Source organism: Flavobacterium niveum (assembly GCF_055231775.1).
Genome location: NZ_JBUYSX010000008.1, coordinates 99,307 through 120,167, shown reverse-complemented (window position 1 = coordinate 120,167; position 20,861 = coordinate 99,307). Strand labels below are relative to the sequence as shown.

15 protein-coding genes are annotated in these 20,861 nt (G+C 44.6%); 4 read left to right on the top strand and 11 right to left on the bottom strand.

Annotated elements, in window-relative coordinates:
- Window positions 1-26 precede the first annotated feature (26 nt).
- The 3 genes from typA (at window position 27) to ACZIX4_RS18835 (ending at window position 4,561) form a co-directional block, all read left to right on the top strand.
- Window positions 27-1,826 carry a translational GTPase TypA gene (gene typA / locus ACZIX4_RS18845; RefSeq protein WP_463337203.1) on the top strand — a complete coding sequence of 600 codons (1,800 nt, stop codon included), beginning with the start codon at window positions 27-29 and terminating at the stop codon, window positions 1,824-1,826.
- Between the two features lie 132 nt (window positions 1,827-1,958).
- Window positions 1,959-2,618: a hypothetical protein gene (locus tag ACZIX4_RS18840; RefSeq protein WP_463337202.1), complete on the top strand. Its 660-nt coding sequence runs from the start codon at window positions 1,959-1,961 to the stop codon at window positions 2,616-2,618.
- 74 nt (window positions 2,619-2,692) lie between these two features.
- Window positions 2,693-4,561: a M1 family metallopeptidase gene (locus tag ACZIX4_RS18835; RefSeq protein ID WP_463337201.1), complete on the top strand. Its 1,869-nt coding sequence runs from the start codon at window positions 2,693-2,695 to the stop codon at window positions 4,559-4,561.
- 84 nt (window positions 4,562-4,645) lie between these two features.
- Here the strand turns inward: ACZIX4_RS18835 and ACZIX4_RS18830 are convergent, their stop codons facing one another.
- From ACZIX4_RS18830 to ACZIX4_RS18805, 6 genes are all read right to left on the bottom strand, one after another.
- The gene (locus ACZIX4_RS18830) at window positions 4,646-5,314 is read right to left on the bottom strand and encodes a hypothetical protein (RefSeq protein ID WP_463337200.1); all 669 of its coding nucleotides are present in this window, start codon (window positions 5,312-5,314) and stop codon (window positions 4,646-4,648) included.
- A 263-nt stretch (window positions 5,315-5,577) separates the two neighbouring features.
- Window positions 5,578-7,884, bottom strand: a complete 2,307-nt coding sequence (locus ACZIX4_RS18825; RefSeq protein WP_463337199.1) for a choice-of-anchor L domain-containing protein — start codon at window positions 7,882-7,884, stop codon at window positions 5,578-5,580.
- A 172-nt stretch (window positions 7,885-8,056) separates the two neighbouring features.
- Window positions 8,057-10,357 (bottom strand): choice-of-anchor L domain-containing protein, encoded by a 2,301-nt coding sequence (locus ACZIX4_RS18820; protein WP_463337198.1) that lies wholly within the window; start codon window positions 10,355-10,357, stop codon window positions 8,057-8,059.
- Window positions 10,358-10,416: 59 nt separating this feature from the next.
- Complete coding sequence (locus ACZIX4_RS18815) at window positions 10,417-12,030, bottom strand: T9SS type B sorting domain-containing protein (RefSeq protein ID WP_463337197.1); 1,614 nt, start codon at window positions 12,028-12,030, stop codon at window positions 10,417-10,419.
- Between the two features lie 116 nt (window positions 12,031-12,146).
- Entirely contained in the window at window positions 12,147-12,986 is an 840-nt protein-coding gene (locus tag ACZIX4_RS18810; protein ID WP_463337196.1) for an ABC transporter permease, read from the bottom strand.
- Between the two features lie 4 nt (window positions 12,987-12,990).
- Window positions 12,991-13,890, bottom strand: coding sequence for an ABC transporter ATP-binding protein (locus ACZIX4_RS18805; RefSeq protein WP_463337195.1), 900 nt, complete (start codon window positions 13,888-13,890; stop codon window positions 12,991-12,993).
- Between the two features lie 244 nt (window positions 13,891-14,134).
- Between ACZIX4_RS18805 and ACZIX4_RS18800 the strand changes: the two genes are divergently transcribed.
- Window positions 14,135-16,003: a hypothetical protein gene (locus ACZIX4_RS18800; RefSeq protein WP_463337194.1), complete on the top strand. Its 1,869-nt coding sequence runs from the start codon at window positions 14,135-14,137 to the stop codon at window positions 16,001-16,003.
- Between the two features lie 21 nt (window positions 16,004-16,024).
- Here the strand turns inward: ACZIX4_RS18800 and ACZIX4_RS18795 are convergent, their stop codons facing one another.
- The 5 genes from ACZIX4_RS18795 to ACZIX4_RS18775 form a co-directional block, all read right to left on the bottom strand.
- The gene (locus ACZIX4_RS18795; RefSeq protein ID WP_463337193.1) at window positions 16,025-16,741 is read right to left on the bottom strand and encodes an SIMPL domain-containing protein; all 717 of its coding nucleotides are present in this window, start codon (window positions 16,739-16,741) and stop codon (window positions 16,025-16,027) included.
- Window positions 16,742-17,003: 262 nt separating this feature from the next.
- Window positions 17,004-18,806 (bottom strand): acyl-CoA dehydrogenase family protein, encoded by a 1,803-nt coding sequence (locus ACZIX4_RS18790; protein WP_463337192.1) that lies wholly within the window; start codon window positions 18,804-18,806, stop codon window positions 17,004-17,006.
- 35 nt (window positions 18,807-18,841) lie between these two features.
- The gene (locus tag ACZIX4_RS18785) at window positions 18,842-19,210 is read right to left on the bottom strand and encodes a four helix bundle protein (RefSeq protein ID WP_463337191.1); all 369 of its coding nucleotides are present in this window, start codon (window positions 19,208-19,210) and stop codon (window positions 18,842-18,844) included.
- A 42-nt stretch (window positions 19,211-19,252) separates the two neighbouring features.
- Window positions 19,253-20,434 carry an acetyl-CoA C-acyltransferase gene (locus ACZIX4_RS18780; RefSeq protein WP_463337190.1) on the bottom strand — a complete coding sequence of 394 codons (1,182 nt, stop codon included), beginning with the start codon at window positions 20,432-20,434 and terminating at the stop codon, window positions 19,253-19,255.
- 33 nt (window positions 20,435-20,467) lie between these two features.
- Entirely contained in the window at window positions 20,468-20,836 is a 369-nt protein-coding gene (locus ACZIX4_RS18775; RefSeq protein WP_463337189.1) for a four helix bundle protein, read from the bottom strand.
- Window positions 20,837-20,861: the final 25 nt, after the last annotated feature.

Here is a 20,861-nt window from a genome sequence, read left to right as displayed (position 1 = left end):
CCTTTGCAGCTTCAAAAAAAAGGAAGATGGCTGCTATCAGAAACATTGCAATTATTGCCCACGTTGACCACGGTAAGACTACCCTGGTAGACAAAATTATGTACCACTGCCAACTGTTCCGTGACAACGAGAACACCGGCGACCTTATCCTGGATAACAACGACCTGGAGCGCGAACGCGGTATTACCATTACGTCTAAAAACGTATCGGTAACCTACAAGGGCACAAAAATCAACATTATAGATACCCCGGGCCACGCCGACTTTGGTGGCGAGGTAGAGCGTGTACTAAACATGGCCGACGGTGTACTACTGCTTGTGGATGCTTTTGAAGGCCCAATGCCACAAACCCGTTTTGTACTACAAAAAGCAATTGCACTTGGCCTTAAGCCTTGTGTGGTTATAAACAAGGTAGATAAGGAAAACTGTACTCCGGAAGAAGTACACGAAAAAGTATTCGACCTTATGTTTGAGCTTGGTGCAGAGGAGTGGCAGCTTGATTTCCCTACAGTATACGGTTCGGCTAAGCAGAACTGGATGAGTGAAGACTGGAAAAACAAAACTGAAAACATAGAGCCGCTACTGGATATGGTACTGGCACACATACCTGAGCCAAAAGTATCTGAAGGTACGCCTCAGTTGCTTATTACGTCTCTTGACTTCAGCAGCTTTACAGGCCGTATCGCCATAGGCCGCCTACAACGCGGTACGCTTAAAGAAGGCCAGAACATAAGCCTTGTAAAACGCGACGGTAAAATAATAAAGTCTAAAATAAAAGAACTTCACGTTTTTGAAGGCATCGGCCGCAGGAAAACTGAAGAAGTTCAGGCAGGTGATATCTGTGCTATTGTAGGCCTTGAAGGTTTTGAAATTGGTGATACTGTTGCCGACTTCGAAAACCCTGAAGCGCTTGCTACAATTGCTATTGATGAGCCTACAATGAGCATGCTTTTCACTATTAACGACTCTCCTTTCTTTGGTAAAGAAGGTAAATTTGTTACCTCTCGCCACATTAAAGACAGGTTGAACAAAGAGCTTGAAAAGAACCTTGCCCTACGTGTAAACGAAACTGACAGTGCTGATAAGTTCATGGTATTTGGCCGTGGCGTACTACACTTGTCTGTACTTATAGAAACAATGCGCCGTGAAGGTTACGAGCTTCAGATTGGCCAGCCGCAGGTTATCATCAAGGAAATTGACGGTGTTAAGTGCGAGCCTATCGAAGAGCTTACTATCGACCTTCCTGAAAACCTAAGTGGCCGTGCTGTAGAATTTGTAACGCTTCGTAAAGGTGAAATGCTTAGCATGGAGCCAAAAGGCGAGCGTATGATTATACAGTTTAACATCCCTTCGCGCGGTATCATCGGCCTTAGGAACCAGCTGCTTACTGCTACTGCGGGTGAGGCTATTATGGCACACCGCTTCCTGGAGTACCAACCGTTTAAAGGTGAAATACCGGGACGTCTTAGCGGATCGCTTATATCTATGGAAAACGGTAAGGCTATCCCTTACTCTATAGATAAGCTACAAGACCGTGGTAAATTCTTTGTAGATCCTAATGAGGATATCTACGAAGGCCAGGTTATCGGTGAAAACAGCCGTGGCGATGATATGGTTGTTAACGTAACCAAAACCAAAAAACTTACTAACGTTCGTTCGTCAGGAGCAGATGATAAAGCAAGGATTATCCCTGCTATTAAATTCTCTCTTGAAGAGGCACTGGAATACATCCAGAAAGATGAGTACGTAGAGGTAACGCCTAAGAGCCTGCGCCTGCGTAAAATCTACCTTAACGAGAACGACCGTAAGCGTTTTAAAATTGCTTAATTAAGCTTTTAGCGATTAGCTGCCAGCTTTCAGATATAGGACTCCCGCCATTGGCGGGAGTTTTTTGTTTGGGGATACGATGATGATATGGCAAAATATTTATCTTAGCATACTTTAACCAACTACTTTGTTATGGAAAATTATGTTGTCCCGATGCTGTTTGCAGCAATTGCCCTGATTATAATTGGTGTTACCTCTTATTTTAGCAAAAAAGCGGTTGTAAAGCGTAACCTTAAAAAAAGTGCTGTAACACGCATTGCTAATTTTAAAGAAGGAGAACGGGGAAGGATTACCGGCACGATAATTTATGTAGATGAAACCCTTGAAGCACCTTTATCCGGTAGGGAATGCTGCCATTATTATGTGCATATCGAAGAAAGTTCGGGGGGCAAAAGCAATAGCTGGAATACTCTTGTAGAAGAAGAAATTACCGGTACAGTAGTACTACAGGATGGCAACCATTATGCACTGATAAAGCATGCCAATCTTGAAAGTTATATTGTGCAGGACAGGGATTACAGTTCCGGTACTTTTAACGACGCTACCCCTCAGTTAGAAACTTATCTTAATGATCGCGGCCATGAAAGTGTAAGCTTTTTAGGTTTTAATAAAAGTATACGCTATAAAGAAGGCATACTTGAAGAAGGGGAGAGGGTTACTGTTGCCGGTTTAGGCGAATGGAAACAAGCGGAAGATGTAGGGCTACCGGCAGAGTATGGTACCGTGCTTGTAATGCGTTCCGGTACTGATACGATTTACATGAGCGATGCAAGGGATATTGTAAACCGCTAATAAATATTGGCTCTAAAATTATGTTATACAGAATCATTGTTTTCCCCTATTTTTGCCCAAAACACAACATCACTATGAAAAAAATATTTTTCGGTATAGCCCTTGCCGGTATGGCGTTCCAGCTGCAGGCGCAGGAACTGTACATGCCGCGTAACATTAAAGATGCTTACGAAAGCGGCACCCGCAGTACTACCGGAGCACCGGGCCCTAACTACTGGCAAAACAAAGGTATATACAACGTTAAGGTGCAGGTAGACGACCAGACCAAAATTGTAAGCGGTACAGAAACCATAGCCTACACAAACAACAGCCCCGATGAAATGCGTGGGCTTATCATCCGTTTTGTAAACAACATACACAAGCCCAATGCGCCCCGTAGCGGTTATGTGGGAGATGATTTCCTTACCAGTGGCCTTAAGATTACGGCACTATCTGTTGATGGGGAGAAAGTAGAAGTTAAAAGTGAAAGCTGGGGTACTGTAGGCGGTATACGGCTGAACAAAATACTTGCGGCCAAGTCGGTTGCTGATATTACCATATCTTGGGAATACCCACTATCTAAGGAAAGCGGCAGGGAAGGGCAGATAGACCCCGAAACGTTTTACGTGGCCTACTCGTTCCCGCGTGTGTCGGTGTATGACGATTACAACGGTTGGGATGTACTGCCGCATACCGACGGGCAAGAGTTTTATAACGACTTCAACGATTACAACTTCGAGATATCGGCGCGCAAAAATTATGTGGTTTGGGCTACAGGCGATTTCCTGAATCCGGAAGATGTGTTGCAGCCCGAGTACCTGAAGCGTTTTAAAAAGTCGCTTAAAGAAGATAAAATTGTGCATGTGGCTACCGAAGCGGAAATGAAATCGGGTAAGGTAACAAAGCAGGCCGAATGGAATACCTGGAAGTTTAAAGCCAGCCATATTACCGATTTCTGCTTTGCTATGAGCAACCATTACGTTTGGGATGCTGCCAGTGTGCAATTAAAAACAAAACGAGCCAGTGTGCAGGCTGCGTATAACAACGGTGCCAAGGATTTTGAGCAATATGCGGGATGGATGCGCTACAGTCTGAAATGGTATACCGATAACTGGCCGGGTGTAGAATATCCTTATCCGGTAATGACGGCCATACAGGGCTTTGCCGATATGGAATACCCTATGATGATTAACGACAGCAGTATACCGAACGATTTGAAGGACGCGCGCCTTACTGCCGACCACGAAATAGCCCATACATACTTCCCGTTTTTTATGGGCATAAACGAAACACGTTATGCGTATATGGATGAGGGGTGGGCTACCACGCTGGAATACCTGATAGGGATTGACGAGAACGGAGAGGAAGAGGCGACAAAGTTTTACCAGAACTTCAGGGTAAAGCGCTGGATAAGCAGCACAGCCGCAGAGCAGGACCAGCCGGTAATAACCATGAGCAGCCAGCTGAGTGGTATGGGATATGGAAATAACTCCTACGTAAAGCCATCGTTGGCATACTTAGCACTGAAAGATTACCTGGGTAATGCACTGTTTAAAAAAGCATTGCACCAATACATGGACAATTGGAACGGAAAGCACCCTATACCATGGGATTTCTTTTACAGTATGAACACCGGTTCGGGTAAAAACCTTAACTGGTTTTGGAACAACTGGTTTTTCAGCAACAATTATATCGACCTGAAAGTTACTGCTGCTACGGCCAAATCCGATGGTGTAACCATCAGTATAGAGAACATAGGAGGCTTTGCAGTGCCGTTTGACGTAGTGGCGACACTGGAGGACGGTTCTAAACAGAAAACGCATTTTACGCCTTCTGTATGGGAAAGCGGTAATGCTAAAGCCAACGTAACTGTTACTGCCAAAAAGAAAATAACTTCTATAGAGCTAAACGGTGGCATCTTTATGGATTTTACCCCGGCTGATAATACGGCGCCGGTAAAATAGTAATCGGCCCATATATAAAATAACAGCGCCCGTACAGAATATTCTGTACAGGCGCTTTGTTTATGGTTTGTATTTGTTTGTTTTTTATCGCCTGCGCCATTTATGGCCCCTGGCATCGTCAAAGCCTAAAATGCCTTTACCTTCCATAAAATACACATACTTCAGCGTAGGTAATACGCTTTGGGTAGTTTGTGCGGTATTATCAGGTATGGCTACAGCTATTACACCATTACAGGTAGTACCTAAAGCGTCCAGTGAGTATTCCTTGCGTGAAAGGTCTATAGTGGTTTCTGCTATTTTGTCTGAGAATGGTTTCAAGCCTAGCGATACGGCAAAATCAGAACTTTCAGATGGTTCCCTGTTAGAGCCAACAAATGATTTCGGCCATCTTCTCTGTTTTATAAAGAAAGATGATTCGCCTAAATATTCGTTTTTACTAAACTTGGTAGAACGCAGCTCTATATACTGCTCGTCATACGTAAAGTTAATACCGGGTTGGGCATCAGTGCTTTCGGCTGCAGAGCGTGTTACAACCTCATTAAGCCTTACTTCAAATTGCAATACGTCCGATTCTTCGTTAACATAAGTAACGGTTTCACCGGGGCTGTAATAAATTGAAGGGATCAGTTTAAGCATGTCTTCATCAGAAAACTGGTAGTAAGACATCTTAGCATCAGTAGTTGTTGTGGTGTCATCAGCGGTACAACTGCACAGCAAACACACAATAGCAAGGGGGAGTACTATTTTAATCATTTTCTTGGGGCATTTGTAAGTGCTAAATTACTTACTCTAAGAATAATAGTAAAGAGGCTGAAGCCTGAAAAAAACAATATTGCTATAAGGTTTTCTTATAGTGTAATCCTTTTCCTGTTAGGTGTGTGAAATTGTACTGCATTAACAATCAAAATTTTACAAAAGTGTCAGTATTTTGATTGTTAAAGTTAAAAATTTAACAAAAAACGTTTTCGTAAATGTTAAATTCATGCTCCCTAAGGGTTAAATTATTAGGAAATGCCTTATCGCATCAATGCAAAATGCCCGCGTACAACCCTGCCGTTCTCTAAAGTTATGGTAAACCAGTAGTCAGATGCCGGTAGCGGACGCCCGTTAAGTGTGCCGTCCCAGCCTGTAGAATTGCCAAAAAAACCATATATCAGCTTACCGTAGCGGTCAAATATCTTCACCCTTACGCCGGGGCGGGTATTCAGGTGGCGGATGTACCAGGTATCGTGTACGTTATCACCGTTAGGGGTAAAGTAGTTAGGATAGTCCAGCACAAAAACGGTTTTTGATTTTATGCCACAGCCGTTATCGTCTTTTACAAACAGGGTATACTCGCCACTTTCCAGCCCGGTAAACACATTACTGCTTTGCCATTGCAGCCCGTCTATAGAATATAGGTAATCACCGGGACCCTGCGCCAGTACAGTAATACTGTTATAGCCACCTCCGTTAAAATCATTCACCTCAAGGTTTATGGCTGTTGCTGCCCCCGATTCGTTTACGTAAAACGTTTTGGTACCCACACATCCGTGTATGCTGGTTATGGTAACTTTATATGTGCCTGCTGTATCAGTAGTAATAGATTGTGTTGTTTGCGCCGGGGTAGTGTCCCAAAGGTAGGCTGTAAACCCGCTTCCGGCATCCAGGGTTACATCACTTCCCTGGCAAAGGGCTACTTCGTCATCGGCTATGGCACTGCCAAAGGTATATACTATAAGTTGTACCGGTACCATGCCGTAGCAGTCGTTAACCTGCGTAAGGCGGGCATATACGGTTTGGGTATTAGGTGTGGTATTGGTATAAGCTTCGGGTGTGGTAATAGGATTGCTGAATACAAGGGCATCATTATATGACGGATAGTACTTCAGCTGTACGCCTGTTGGCAAGCCACTTAGTATCGCACTGTTTTGTGATGTAAGGTCGAAGGTATAAAAACCGTCTTCATTAGTATCACAGGCTTCCATAGGGGCCGGGGCTGTCAGGGTATTATTAGATGTATCCAGCGTTACTACAGCTACGCCGTGGCAACCGAATTGGTCTTGTACACGTACATACACCGGCTGGTTCGGCACGGTATTGTAAAAGCTGGTAGGATTAGCTATTGGGTTTGTATTGTTGTCGGCATCATTTTGCGAAAGGAAATACCCTACAGCCTGATAGTTGGTATTGCCATTAACCGCTACCTGGCCTGCCTGTTCCAGGTTATAAGCCGTAAGCCCGTCGGTATTGTCGTCGCATTGCAGCAGGGTATAGCTGCCCAGGCTGAGCGGGGCACTGTATTCCAGCCGTATTTCGCCGTCTATGGCACAACTGGGTGTAAAGCTTATTTCTACTTTGTAGTCTCCTGTTGCGGTAGCCGTATAGGTTGCCGCTGTTTCTCCACTAAGCGCAGCACCATCTTTGTACCACTGGTAGCCTATGGCACTTGGTGTAGTACCATCTATTACAAAAGCCTCGCCATTACACAAAGGGTTGTTGGTAGCAAAAAGCCTGTCCGGACCTAAATCGGCCTGTGAGTTAAAACTGCCGCCGCCTAAAAATATGGCAGAGTCGTATCGGTAGTTACCTTCATCAGCTATTACCAGTTTTATGTGATATTGGGTGCCGGGTACTACGGTAGCCGTGGCATCCATTACTTTGGTTTGGCCGTTAAAATTGGTAGGGTAGTTTGTACCGTTGAAGGCATCAAAATACTCAGCGTTTTGGGCGGGGCAGGCACCCGGTATGGCAGGGTGTACCGATGTTACCTTAACAGGAATATCAGTGCCGGGAATAACAGCCAGGTTTTGGTACGGTGCTGTACTGCCTGCTTCTTTTAGCAAAAAGGCAAAACCGTCTGAATAGGTACAAGGGGCTGTATCATGGTATTCTTCGCTGGCCAGCAGGTAGCTGAAGTGTATGTTGTTTGCCAATGGAATAAAGTCAAACTCCAGCACGGTAGCATTTACCGAGTTGTTTATGTCTAATGATTGTTGCAAATCGGTATCGCCGCCCCAGTTGAGGCCACCGCCGTCATCCTGCAGGGTAGTATTGGGGCCAATGGCCTTAATAGCACGGCCGGTACTGAGGATTACACCTTCCTGTAACGGGAAAATACTGCCGTTACTGTTAAAGTAGCCGTAGCTGTGGGTACCATCATTAAAGAAACCACCGGAAACCGATACGCTGCTTACTGTTATGCACTGGCTTTGTACCAATACATTCTTTATAAGCTGCGTTCCTGTATAGCTGTCATCTACCTGTATGTATTGGGCTGAAGCCGAAATGCTTACAAGTAATATTAATGCGGTAAAATAGTGGTGTAATCTACGTTTGTCCATTGTAGCGGCAAAGATAACCTACCTGTTATATTTTTATCTAAAAAACGCTTATTTTAACGTTTATCTTACAATTACTTATCATTTGTTGTTTCCACTCTGACCGGAGCGCAGCGGAGTGGAAGAATCTCAAAAAAGTGATTGGTATTATCTCATTTATTGATAAGTAGGATAACTATCGTATCAATGCAAAATGCCCTTTTACCGTATCGCCGTTTTCAAGGCTTATTACAAACCAGTAGTCGGTAGCGGGCAGCGGCCTGCCGTTTAGTGTACCATCCCAGCCATCGGAACGATAGCTAACATTGGTTATCAGTTTACCAAAGCGGTCAAATATATTTACCGATACACCCGGCCTGGTATTCAGGTAGCGTATACGCCAGGTGTCCTGCGTGCCGTCTGCATTTGGGGTGAAGTATTTAGGGTAGTCCAGTATATACAGCGATTCGCGGTATACGGGGCTGCATCCGTTTATATCGCGTATGTAAAACGTATAATGCCCGGCTTCCAGATTATCAAATACATTACTATCCTGCCAGTTTTCACCGTCAAGCGAATATTCATACGTACCGTAGCCGCCTGCCGTAATGGTTAGGCTGTTTCGGCTGCCCCGGAAGTCGTTTACTTCATACGTAACATCTGTCGCCGCACCCGACTGTACTGCGGTGAAGGTTTTACTGCCCTGGCACCCCTCGGTGGTTATAAAAGTTACAGTATAGTCGCCCGGGTCGGTTACGCTAAGGGTTTGGCCGGTTTGGGCAGGCGTGGTGTCCCAGCTGTACGATGCATAACCCGCACCGGCATTGAGCGTTAGCGGATGGTTGTCGCACAATATAGCCGATTCCGGTAATATGGCAGACCCAAAGCTGTATACTACCAGTGGCACCTGTACAACAGCACCGCAACCCTGAGCATTAGCCAGGCGGCCGTAAAGCATTTGGTTGTTCTTTAAGGTATTGGTAAAAGTACTTCCTAACGGGCTTATGTTTGCTATTGCAGCTGCTTCAGAAGTAAAGAATGACAATGTGGTGCCCACGGGGTAACTGCCGCGTATGGTTGCCGATATGCTGTTAAGGTCAAACGTGGTATAGCCATCGTCGGTTCCGTCATCGTCACAAAGCCCGGTGGGTGCTACCGGCAGCGTTACAAAAGCAGGTATAGAAAGTACTACAGGCATGCTGGCTATACAGCTATATTCATTCCTTACGCGGGCATATATGGTTTGGTCTGCTACAGTATTGTAAAATGGAGTATCGTTAGTAGCAGGTATGGCGTTTAAATTTGCATCGGCATCTGCCAGGTTGCTGTGGTACGAGAGTACACTAAGCCCAGTGTTGTCTGCCTCAATTTTTGCTGAAACCTGCGGCAGGTAGTAGGCTGTAAGCCCGTCACTATTATCGTCGCACTGATAGTACGTATTTGGGGCTGTACTTATTGGGGCCGAATATTCCAGCGTAATTTCGCCATGGCTGGTGCAGGTGCCGGTAAGCTGAATTTCTGCACTATATTCGCCGGGCTGGGTAGCAGTATATAGTACATTGGTTTCCCCGGGCAAAATTACCCCGTCTTTATACCACTGGTAGGCAACAGCATTAGGTGTAGTAGCATCAAGCTGAAGGCTTTCGCCGTTACACAGAGGGTTACCGTTAGCCGTTAGCCTGTCAGCACCCAGGTCGGTAATAGCGGCAAAGGTACCTGCGCCAAGAAAAATAGCCGAGTCAAACTGGGTATCGCCCTGGTCGGCAATTACAAGTTTTATATGATAGGTAGTGCCGGCCACTACCTGAGACGATGCCGTAAGTATTACTGTTTGCCCGTTAAAGTTAACAGGGCTTGTAACACTGTTATAACTGCCGAAATATTCTTCATTAGCAGACGGGCATCCGCCCACACCACGTACCGATGTTACTTTTACAGGGGTATCGGTGCCGGGAATTACAGCAAGGTTTTGATACGGGGCTGCAGAACCTGCCGGTTTTATAAGGAAAGCAAATCCATCACTATAATCACACCAGTTTGGCGGAGGGTTTTGCAGGTATTCTTCCGAAGCAAAAATATAATCGAAACTAATGTTGTTTGTTATTGGCACAAAGTCAAATTCCAATACTGTAGCATTAAATGAATTCGTGGTATTGATTGCGTTTTCCAGGTCGTTATCGCCTCCCCATGTATCGGCACCATCACTAAGGTCATCGTCATTAGGCCCTGCGGCAGAAGATGCAAACCCTGAGCTGAGTACTATACCTGCCCCAAAAGGGAATGACGAAGGACCTGCGTTAAAATACCCATAGCTGGGCGATGAACCCGGTGCACCGTTTACTGATACGTTGCTTATCTGCGCACAGGAATTGGCCGTAAGGGCATCTACAAGCTGTTGCGCCGTGTAAGTATTGTCTACAACAATATTTTGGGCGGCAGCCGGTAAGCCCGCCAGCAAAAATGCAGTGATTATAGTGTGTAATGTGTTTATTTTCATGGTAAAGGCAAATGTACGGCGAATTAAACCGAATTTGGCTACGGGAATATGTTAAAGGTTTAGCGCAGGAGCGAAAAATGTCCTTTTGCTGTACGGCCATTTTCAAGGGTTGCTACAAACCAATAGTCGGTAGCAGGTAGGGGAGTACCACGCAATGTGCCATCCCACCCGGAAGACATGCCTCCAAAACGGTCGATGAGGTTACCAAAACGGTCAAAAATTGTTATGGTAACACCTGGGCGTAGTGTAGTGTAAGGTATACGCCACAGGTCGTTATTACCATCGGCATTCGGGGTAAAGAACTTAGGGAAATCCAATATAAAAAACGTATCGGTAATTACAGGGTCACAACCACCTGCGGGGCGTATATACAGCGTGTGTTCACCCTGCTCTAACCCGCTTAGTGTTGGGGCATGGGTATAATTAATACCATCCAGCGAAAACTCAAATTCTTCAATATTTTCGGCACGGATGGTAACGCTTGCCATGCCCTGATGCAGGTCGTTTATATCCAGGGTATATTCCAGCGGTGGCATGGGGGTAAGTGCTATGGTAAAAGGTTTTACGTCATACATATAGCATACCTCTGTGCCGCTTAGCCGTGCCCATATGGTTTGCGCAGGGGTTGTATTCTGGTATAGCATGGGCAGCGGGTTTATATTATCGCGTGCGTCCTGTTCGGTAGCATGGTAACTTACGGGTTGGGTAGTACCATTTTGTACCAAAGCATTATTTTGTGAAAGGTCAAAAATCTCCATACCATCACCACTTTCATCACACATCATAAGGTTTTCAGGTTGCCCGGCTACTACAGTATTGGTAATGATAAGTAACTGGGAACCTACACTTATGCATCCTGTCAGGGTGTTTTCCAGGCGCATGTATATGGGGTCATAAGCAATTGGTGGGTTGTAGTAAGCAGTTGGATTACTTATAGGGTTGATACCTAATAAGGCATTGGAATACCCATTGTGGTAGCTTATAGTAGTCATAGGCTGCCCGGCAAATATTAAAGCTTCATACACCGTAAGGTCAAACAGTGCCGAGAGGTCGTTTACGCCATCGTCATCGCAGCGTTCCTGAACATAGCCACCACTTATGGTGGTGTTTGGGAATACAGGTCCTTGGATAAAGCTTGCAGTGGTTGGGTAAAAACTCAACACAAAACCTTCAGATTGCGGCGACTGGTCTACAAGGAGGTAATAAGAATCGCCTGCATTTACATTTAATTGTTTTACAAAGCCGTTTCCCTCACCAGTACTTTCAGAAGTATCGTCTTCGCCGGGATAAGTACCGGTAATATTTTCGCTGCCTGCTATTGCCGACCGCTTCTCTGTAGATGAGCACCGTATGGCGCTACCCAGATTATTGCATGTAGCGTTAGGGCCAAACAGCCAGAAGTTATAATCTACAGGTTCATTATCAAGCGGGTGAACAAAAATTTGGAGCGTACCTCCTGTGCTTATTATGAATTTAAACCATACACTGTTTGCTTCGGCTCCGTTGCATACATTTCCCGGGTTTATTTCCTGTATCCCAAACCCATTATTGTAACGTATCCTACCATAGGAAGAAGCATCGCAAAGCATTACTGCATCTGTACAATCGTTCTGTGCAGAGGCGTCAGGACAAAGGCAAGCCAGTGCCATCAACGTAAAGTATAGTCGCAGCATGAGTGTATTGGTTATAAGTGTAAATGTATACAATTATTTTTATTGTGCTGTAAGTTAAGGTTATAAATGTGAAAAGCTCCCGTAAAGGAGCCTTTGAATTATATTTTGAAAAAAGATTATAAATCCCGTTTTTTAAGGGTACGGTAAGAGAGGTACATGAAAATAACTGTCCATGTTATGGCTATAGCATATGTATACCACTGTATGGTATAATCAATTTCTGTATTATTTCCTCCGGCAATGGTGTTGATAGTGCGTATGGCATTAAACCTTTCACCGGGGTGTACCAGCAGGCTGCTGAATGATTCCATAGGGAAGAACTTAAATATATTTGAGGCTATTTTTTCGTCTTTTATAATTTGGAAACGCAGCAGTAAAAAGGCTATTACTTCAACTATAAACAGCATAATTACAAACCCCAGTGCAAAAGCCGAACGCCTTATTAATATACCTGCAAAAAGGCACAATGAGAAAAAGCCAAGCAGGTTAAAAAAGTACGCTACAATAAACTGCAGGTCGCTAAACACTATAGATAATTCTGTGTATGATGAAAAGCTATAACCCAGTATAAGTGTCATTATAAACAGAAAAGCAGTTGAGGCTACGGCAAATAATAATACGGTAAGTAGCTTAGACGCAATAAATTCTTTTTTACTAAGGCCGTCTATAAGGTTTTGTTTCAGGGTGCCATAGGTATATTCATTAGCCATCATAGATACTATAACTATACCCAGGAAGCCTTTAAGCAATACCGCCACATAGCTGTTAAAATGCCATATAAACGGGAAGTTAAAAATACCCTGTTCTGCAAGCCTTATTTTGTGCCCGAACAGCGTAAACTCTATAGATGCCATACAGGCTATAAAAGACAATATAATAAAGTATGATATTATAAGTACCCGGCTGCTGCGGTTCAGCCATAATTTCTGTAATTCTATGCTAAGTAATCGTTTCATGGTGTTAGTTTGTTTTACCGGTTAGTTTCAGGAATTGTTCCTCAAGGCTGTGCGTACGTTTTACCAGGTGGCACAGTACTACTCCGTTTGTAAACAGGTATTTGTTCAGTTCGGCAGCTTCAAGCTGTTGCCTCAGGTATGCTGTAACCTTGCCTTCTGCCAATTCAGCCTTTTCTACTGCCGGATGGCCCTGTATTAGTCCTAATAGTTTTGTATTGTCTTCGGCAGCTATTTCAAAAAATCCTTCATTACTCACCATACCCTGTACGGTGCCGGTATACAATATCACTCCTTTTCGTAAAACAACTACATGGCTGCACACTTTTTCCACTTCATCCAGCAGGTGGCTGGCCAGCAGTATAGTTGTACCTGTAGCAGCAATATCACGTATCAGGTCGCGTATCTGGCGTATACCCTGTGGGTCAAGGCCATTTGTAGGTTCGTCCAGTATCAGTATTTCCGGGTCATTTAGTACTGCGCTGGCAATGGCTAGACGCTGCTTCATACCCAGAGAAAAGGTTTTAAACTTACTGTCCTTACGTTCCCAAAGCCCCACCAGTTCCAGCTTTTCCTGTATTTTAGAGTAGGCGATACCCTTAATTTTACACACCAACTTCAGGTTGTCATAAGCCGTCATATACGGGTAAAAGTTAGGGCGCTCTATAATAGCGCCTACCTTTTTCAGGGCCTCGTGGGTTTCGGTAGTGCCGCCAAACCAGCTGTAGGTACCCTCTGTTTTATTTACCACATTCAGTATTATGCCCAGTGTGGTACTTTTTCCGCTGCCGTTAGGGCCCAGTATGCCGTATACATTCCCTTTTTGTATGGTAAACGAAACGTTGTTTACGGCATGCACTTTGCCAAACCTTTTGTGCAGCCCGCTAATGCTAAGTATTGTTTGCAAGATGTCCGTTTTATTGATTTTATACCCGTTAGACGAACGGGCAGGGTTTTTGTTACAAAGTATTTCAGATAATTAGGCATTAGCTTTCAGCCATCAGCCATCTAAGAAATGGCATAACTATAGCGATTTTGGCTGATGGCTGAAAGCTGGTTGCTGAAGGCTAACATAATTAACAACCCTCAACATAATATTGGGTTTTTATTTAGGTTTTATTGGCTTAATTTACGCGTCAGAAAATTTATACATGCAGAAAAAGTTCTTTTTACGGGTTATGGCTGTTGTGCTGTTTTTTGCAGCAACTCCGCTGTATGCACAGGTTAACCCGCCTGCCCGCGATACCGTAAAAGAAAAGAACGACCAAATGTATAAACGGATTCAGGAATACAGCAAGAAAAAAAAGGTTACTAAGGCACTGCACAAACTTGTCTTCAGGCCTGTTAAAGAAAAAAAAGCATCGCGTTCGCGTCGCACAGAACGAGAAAAAGCACCCGAAATGCAGGTGTCTTTTGAACGATATGAAGGCAAAATTGTACGGCGCATCATCATACAAACGCTCGACCCGTTCGGGTATTCTATTAACGACACTACCCGACAGCCCGATAACGGTATTGAAAAGCTGGGTAACCGGGTACACCTTAAAACCAAGGAATACGCCATAAGGAACCTGTTACTGTTTAAAAAGAACGAACCGCTGGATTCGCTCCTTATAAACGATAGCGAACGTTTATTGCGTTCTCAGCGCTACATTCGCCGTGTTGTTATAAGGCCACAGCCCATAGCCACGACAACCGACTCGGTAGACGTTTTTATCCGTGTGCTTGATTCCTGGAGCCTTATACCTAACGGTTCGGCTTCTACGTCGTCTACTTCGTTTCAGGTTACCGAACGTAACTTCCTGGGGCTGGGCCACCAGTTTGAAAACGACTTTGACAAGCGTTTCAGCAGTGGACAAACAGCCTACCTGGCAAGGTACACTGTTCCCAATATAAAAACAAGCTACATAAATGCCAGTGTGGCTTACCAGATTTGGAAGAACGACAACTGGCTGAAAAGCGTAGGATTAGAACGTACCTTTTTTAGTGCCTTTACAAAGTGGGCCGGCGGTGCCTATTATGAAAGCCGTTTTGAGCAAGACACCCTACCCAATGCCCAGCAGGAGTGGAACTGGCAAAACTTTAAATCACGGGCACAGGACTATTGGGCGGGTTTTGCCACCCCGGTGTTTAAGGGCGACAGTGAAGAAGACCGTACCACCCGTTTTGTGGCCACTACACGTTTTTATCGCCGTAAGTACAGCGAAGTCCCCACTATAGAGTACGATTCGGTAGGTTATTACTCAAGCGAACGGTTGTATATGGCCAGTGTGGGTATTACTTCGCGTAAGTACGTGCAGGATAAATTTTTATTTAACTACGACATTGTAGAGGATATCCCCATAGGTAAGGTGTATTCGGCCACCTTTGGTGTGCAGGATAAGAATAACCAGCATCGCCTGTATTTGGGGGCACGTTATGCCTTTGGTAACTATTATCCCTGGGGCTTTTTAAGTACCAATATAGAGTTAGGTTCCTTCTTTTACCGGGATCTTACACAGCAAACCACCATGCGTATAGATGCCTTGTATTTTACCAACATCCGCAATATAGGCGCATGGCGATTGCGCCATTTTATACGTCCGGTTATTGTACTGGGCGATAACCGCATGGGTATTTATACCGACCAGCTGAACATAAACGAAAGGGATGGTATTGCCGGTTTTAACAGCCGTACGCTAAAAGGGACGAAAAAAGCCCTGCTTACCCTGCAAACACAGGCCTTTTCGCCATGGAATGTAGGAGGCTTCCGTATCAACCCATTTATGAATGTTACGCTGGGTATGATATCTACCGAAGGCAACAAACTATACGACGGCCCATTGTATAGTAAGATAGGCCTTGGGGTGTTATTGTATAATGACTATTTGATATTCAACAGTTTTCAACTGTCATTGGCCTATTACCCTAATATTCCGGATAGCGGCTACAATATTTTTAAAACCAATGCCATACAAAACAGCGACATTACACTGCCTGATTTCCAGATAGGGAAGCCAACTGTGGTGCCTTACCAGTAGATACCATTCTGCATATTATTTTCAATACTTTATGGCTGTTTCCATGCTTACGGTAGCGCTGAAGGTAAGCAGTTCCCCGCTGGAACTCACCCCATCTGCAACTTCTATACCCTTGCTGAAGGTTTGTATCCTCGACGAATTATTGCGTACACGGCTGCCGTTTTCCGGGCTGCTCTCAGTCCTCATTTCCAGTATAATGCCGGTCGTAACGCCTGCGGCTTTGGCCAGCCTTTTTGTAGTGTCCATAGCATCGGCTACGGCTTTTTCCTGTGCCTGTTTTATATATGCAGCCGCTTCGGTATGGAAATACGATACACGTTCTATCTCGTAAATACGCGTCTTGATGATGGCTTCGGTAAAATCCTGCATATCATCCAGGTTATTCAGTGTAAAAATAATACGCTGCCCCGACTGGAAGCCTACAAACACATCCTTCTTAAGCTTTTCATTCCAGCTCATCAGCTTATCGGTGGCAATAAGGCTCACCTTAATAGCGGTGGTGTCCTGCGAATATTTGCGCACTACAGCAAGGGCGCTTTTGGTAGCAGCCTTGTTTTCGGTAATAGCTTCTTTAAGGGTGGGTTTTACAAATTTCAGGTAGAGTGTTATTTGTGCTGCGTTAGGGAACACGCTTACGGTGCCTACGCCGTTTGCTGAAATTTTAGGTGATTCCTGCTGGGCAAACATGGTTGCAAAAACTAATAGGAAAACAATAGTAAAAGTGGATTTTAATTTCATGGTATAAAAGGTTTATGGTTTTTAGCTTTTTAACAAACGTTGTGACTGTAGTAAATAGTATATCAGCCGGATATAAAAAAAACCGCCCGGAAAATCCGAAGCGGCTTACCCAAGTTATGATAGTTTATATTATTGGGTGGTAGGTTTCTTAAGGTGATAGTATTACAACGCAATTTCCTGTTAAATAGTATGCGGGCATAAAAAGAAAAGCCGCCCAATAGTACCGGACGGCTTTTCTGATCAACTTAAAAACAGAATATATCTAAAATGGATAAGAGTTCTCGGCTATAATTTTAGCAGCGATGGTTTCACGAAGCGCTACCACATTCGGCAGGTTAGTGTATTTTGTAAAACGCTTAAGTCCCATCAGCATCATGCGTTGTTCGTCGCCTTCGGCAAACGATGCGATGCCCTCCTTACCTTTGGTGTTTACCAGATCTACCGCATGATACAGGTACAGTTGTGCCATGGCTATCTGTTCCTTAACGTTGTCAGCACCTTTGGCTTTGGCCAGTTTCTCTGTCCTTAGCACGGCCGATTCCGCAAGGTAAATTTCTATCAGTATGTCCGAAGCCGCCATAAGTAGCTGCTGGTGCTCGTCAAGCGCAGGGCCGTACTTTTGTACAGCGCTTCCGGCTACCATCAAAAAGGCTTTTTTCAGTTTGCCAATGATTTCCTTCTCTTCGGCAAAAAGCTCGCTGTAATCAGGCGTATCGAAAGACGGAATGCCCATTAGTTCCTCGGCAACTTTCATTGCGGGGCCAAGCAAATCAACGTGGCCTTTCATGGCTTTTTTAATCAGCATGCCCACGCAAAGCATACGGTTTATTTCGTTAGTTCCCTCATAGATACGGGCTATACGTGCATCCCTCCAGGCGCTTTCCATAGGGGTGTCTTCACTAAAGCCCATACCGCCAAATATCTGGATGCCTTCGTCAGTACAGTTCTGCACATCTTCGCTTACCGCTACTTTAAGGATAGAGCACTCTATGGCAAATTCCTCAACGCCTTTCAGCTCGGCATCCTGGTGGCTCTCGCCATTGGCTACACGGGCTTCAATACGGTCTTCAATGTTTTTTGCGGCACGGTATGCGGCACTTTCACCGGCATAACAGCTCGCTGCCATTTCAGCTATCTTGGCACGGATGGCTCCAAAGTTGGCTATCGGAGTCTTAAACTGTACACGCTCGTTAGCGTACTTAACCGCACCCGAAATCGTACGACGCTGTGCATCAAGGCAGGCGGCTGCAAGTTTAATGCGGCCTACGTTCAGGGCGTTCATGGCTATCTTAAAACCGTTGCCACGCTCACTCAGCATATTCTCCACCGGAACCTTGGTTTCGTTAAAGAACACCTGTCGGGTAGAGGAGGCGCGGATGCCCAGTTTATGTTCTTCCTCGCCCAGTACAATGCCGTTTGCAGGGTCATATTCTACAATGAAGCCTGTTATGTTTTTATCATCTTCAATGCGGGCAAAGACAATCATTACATTGCAGAAACCGGCGTTTGAAATCCACATTTTCTGGCCTGTAATCAGGTAATGTGTACCATCGGCACTCAGTACAGCCTTGGTTTTACCCGAGTTAGCATCAGAACCCGCACCCGGTTCGGTAAGGCAGTAGGAGCCAAACCACTCACCACTGGCAAGTTTCGGTACGTATTTAAGTTTTTGTTCTTCAGTACCGTACAGGGTTATCGGCATGGTGCCAATACCGGTGTGTGCGCCAAAAGCCGTTGAAAATGAACCCGTTGCACCACTAATATAGTCGCAGGTAAGCATGGTGCTCACAAAGCCCATACCCAGTCCGCCATACGCTTCAGGCACGGCTACACCAAGGAAACCAAGTTCCCCGGCTTTACGCATTGTTTCTTCTGTAAAGGCATAATCCTTCTTTTCGAAACGGTCTTTATTCGGCCATATTTCGCGGTCTATGAACTCCTTAACCGAGTCGCGCATCATTAATTGTTCCTCCGAAAAATCCCCCGGAGTAAATATATCTTCGCTAGCTGTTTCCTTTACAAGGAACTGTCCGCCGCGAGCCAGTTGTTTTTCTGTTGTTTCCATAGATTTTGAGATAATAGATGATAGATGATAGACCCTTACTCGGTACCAAGAGTATTTTGGAAACTCATCGTCATCCGTTGAAATTCTTCTATTTTATTTTCAATGTCTGTTGTTACTTCTTCTGAAATGTATTGTCTGTGACAAGCTAATAATAATTGAGTTTGCAATTCAAAAGACGACCCTAAGGCTATGTCGATAAAATGCCTGAATGATTTGTTTGTTCTGCTGGAACCTTCAGCTATATTTGATGGTATTGATATAGAACATCTGTCCATCTGACTCTTAAGCCCAAACTTCTCATGTGATGGAAACGTATCTGTTAGGTTTAGTATAGTTTTTGCTATCTCCATACCTAACTGCCAAATCTTCATTTTCTTGAAGTTATGCCGTCTAAACTCACTCATTGGCAGGTCTATTATCTTACATCTATCATCTAAATGTCTTTCTTAAAAGATTTCAAACACCCCCGCAGCGCCCTGCCCGGTACCCACACACATGGTTACCATACCATATTTATTACCACGGCGTTTTGCCTCATCAAACAACTGGACAGAAAGTTTCGCACCGGTACAACCCAGTGGGTGACCTAACGCAATGGCACCGCCGTTTACATTGATGATATCAGGGTTAAGTCCAAGCTCACGGATAACGGCAAGTGATTGAGCAGCAAATGCTTCATTAAGTTCGATTAGTTCAATGTCGTTCTGGGTAAGACCGGCAAGTTTTACGGCTTTCGGAATAGCCTTTACAGGGCCAATACCCATTATCCTTGGTTCCACACCGGCCGCTGCATAGCTTACCAGGCGGGCTATAGGCTCCAGGTTCAGTTCTTTAACCATGTCTTCGCTCATAATCATTACAAAGGCAGCACCATCACTCATTTGAGAAGACGTACCCGCCGTAACGCTGCCATCTGCTGCAAAAACCGGCTTTAGCTTGCCCAATGCTTCTACAGATGTATCGGCACGTGGGCCTTCGTCTTTGGTTACGGTATATGATTTGGTTGCTTTTTTACCGTTAGCATCTACATAAACCTGCTCTACGGTAATGGGCACTATCTGCTTGTCAAATTTGCCTTCTGCCTGGGCTTTAAGCGCTTTTTGGTGCGACTGGTACCCGAAAATATCCTGGTCTTCACGGCTTACGCCAAACTGTTTAGCAACAGCTTCGGCAGTGAGCCCCATACCCCAGTAGTAGTCTTCATGGCCTTGTTTTGCAATGCTGTAATCCGGTACGGGCTTGTAACCACCCATAGGGATGTAGCTCATACTTTCGGCACCACCGGCTATGATGCATTCTGCCTGTCCTGTCTGGATTTTGGCGGTAGCCATAGCTATGGTTTCCAGCCCCGAAGCACAGTAACGGTTTACAGTAACTCCCGGTACATCAACAGTATCTAAACCTATAAGCGATATAAAACGCCCAAAGTTTAGCCCCTGTTCGGCCTCGGGCATGGCATTGCCCACAATCACGTCGTCTATACGGCTTTTGTCGAAATCAGGTAGCTCTTTCATAATGTGCTGTATGGTTTCGGCGGCCAGTTCGTCGGGCCTTTTAAAGCGGAACACACCCTTTGGCGCTTTGCCCACGGCGGTTCTGTATGCTTTTACTATATATGCTGTTTTCATTTCTATTTTGTATTAAGTATCAAGAATTAAGTATTAAGATTGGGCAGAAGATTGAATGAGGCTTCGCTGTAAAGCAAAGTTCATATTACATACTTCTACAAGTTCATTAATCAAATACTGTATCTTATCTTCTTGTATGATATTTAATCTTTTTAGTAGCATCAATTGTGTAATAAGTTCAAAAGACGAACCGTTTGCAATGCCCAGAAACTGAGCAAATTCCTTTTTTGAATTTCTTCCTGAACCTTCGGCTATGTTTGAAGGTATAGATACAGCACATCGTTTTATCTGAGAAATCAGATTGTAGCGCTTATCATTTGGGAGCTCCGCTGAAATCTTGTATATCTTTTCTGCTATATCCATTGACTTCTGCCAAATTTTCAATTTTTCAAACTGGTGCATCTGTTGGTGTTTGGTCTTTGTACTT

Bases quoted from the DNA above. Each gene is read 5' to 3' on its own strand.
- typA (WP_463337203.1), top strand. From the start codon at position 27: ATGGCTGCTATCAGAAACATTGCAATTATTGCCCACGTTGACCACGGT.
- ACZIX4_RS18840 (WP_463337202.1), top strand. From the start codon at position 1,959: ATGGAAAATTATGTTGTCCCGATGCTGTTTGCAGCAATTGCCCTGATT.
- ACZIX4_RS18835 (WP_463337201.1), top strand. From the start codon at position 2,693: ATGAAAAAAATATTTTTCGGTATAGCCCTTGCCGGTATGGCGTTCCAG.
- ACZIX4_RS18830 (WP_463337200.1), bottom strand. From the start codon at position 5,314: ATGATTAAAATAGTACTCCCCCTTGCTATTGTGTGTTTGCTGTGCAGT.
- ACZIX4_RS18825 (WP_463337199.1), bottom strand. From the start codon at position 7,884: ATGGACAAACGTAGATTACACCACTATTTTACCGCATTAATATTACTT.
- ACZIX4_RS18820 (WP_463337198.1), bottom strand. From the start codon at position 10,357: ATGAAAATAAACACATTACACACTATAATCACTGCATTTTTGCTGGCG.
- ACZIX4_RS18815 (WP_463337197.1), bottom strand. From the start codon at position 12,030: ATGCTGCGACTATACTTTACGTTGATGGCACTGGCTTGCCTTTGTCCT.
- ACZIX4_RS18810 (WP_463337196.1), bottom strand. From the start codon at position 12,986: ATGAAACGATTACTTAGCATAGAATTACAGAAATTATGGCTGAACCGC.
- ACZIX4_RS18800 (WP_463337194.1), top strand. From the start codon at position 14,135: ATGCAGAAAAAGTTCTTTTTACGGGTTATGGCTGTTGTGCTGTTTTTT.
- ACZIX4_RS18795 (WP_463337193.1), bottom strand. From the start codon at position 16,741: ATGAAATTAAAATCCACTTTTACTATTGTTTTCCTATTAGTTTTTGCA.
- ACZIX4_RS18790 (WP_463337192.1), bottom strand. From the start codon at position 18,806: ATGGAAACAACAGAAAAACAACTGGCTCGCGGCGGACAGTTCCTTGTA.
- ACZIX4_RS18785 (WP_463337191.1), bottom strand. From the start codon at position 19,210: ATGAGTGAGTTTAGACGGCATAACTTCAAGAAAATGAAGATTTGGCAG.
- ACZIX4_RS18780 (WP_463337190.1), bottom strand. From the start codon at position 20,434: ATGAAAACAGCATATATAGTAAAAGCATACAGAACCGCCGTGGGCAAA.
- ACZIX4_RS18775 (WP_463337189.1), bottom strand. From the start codon at position 20,836: ATGCACCAGTTTGAAAAATTGAAAATTTGGCAGAAGTCAATGGATATA.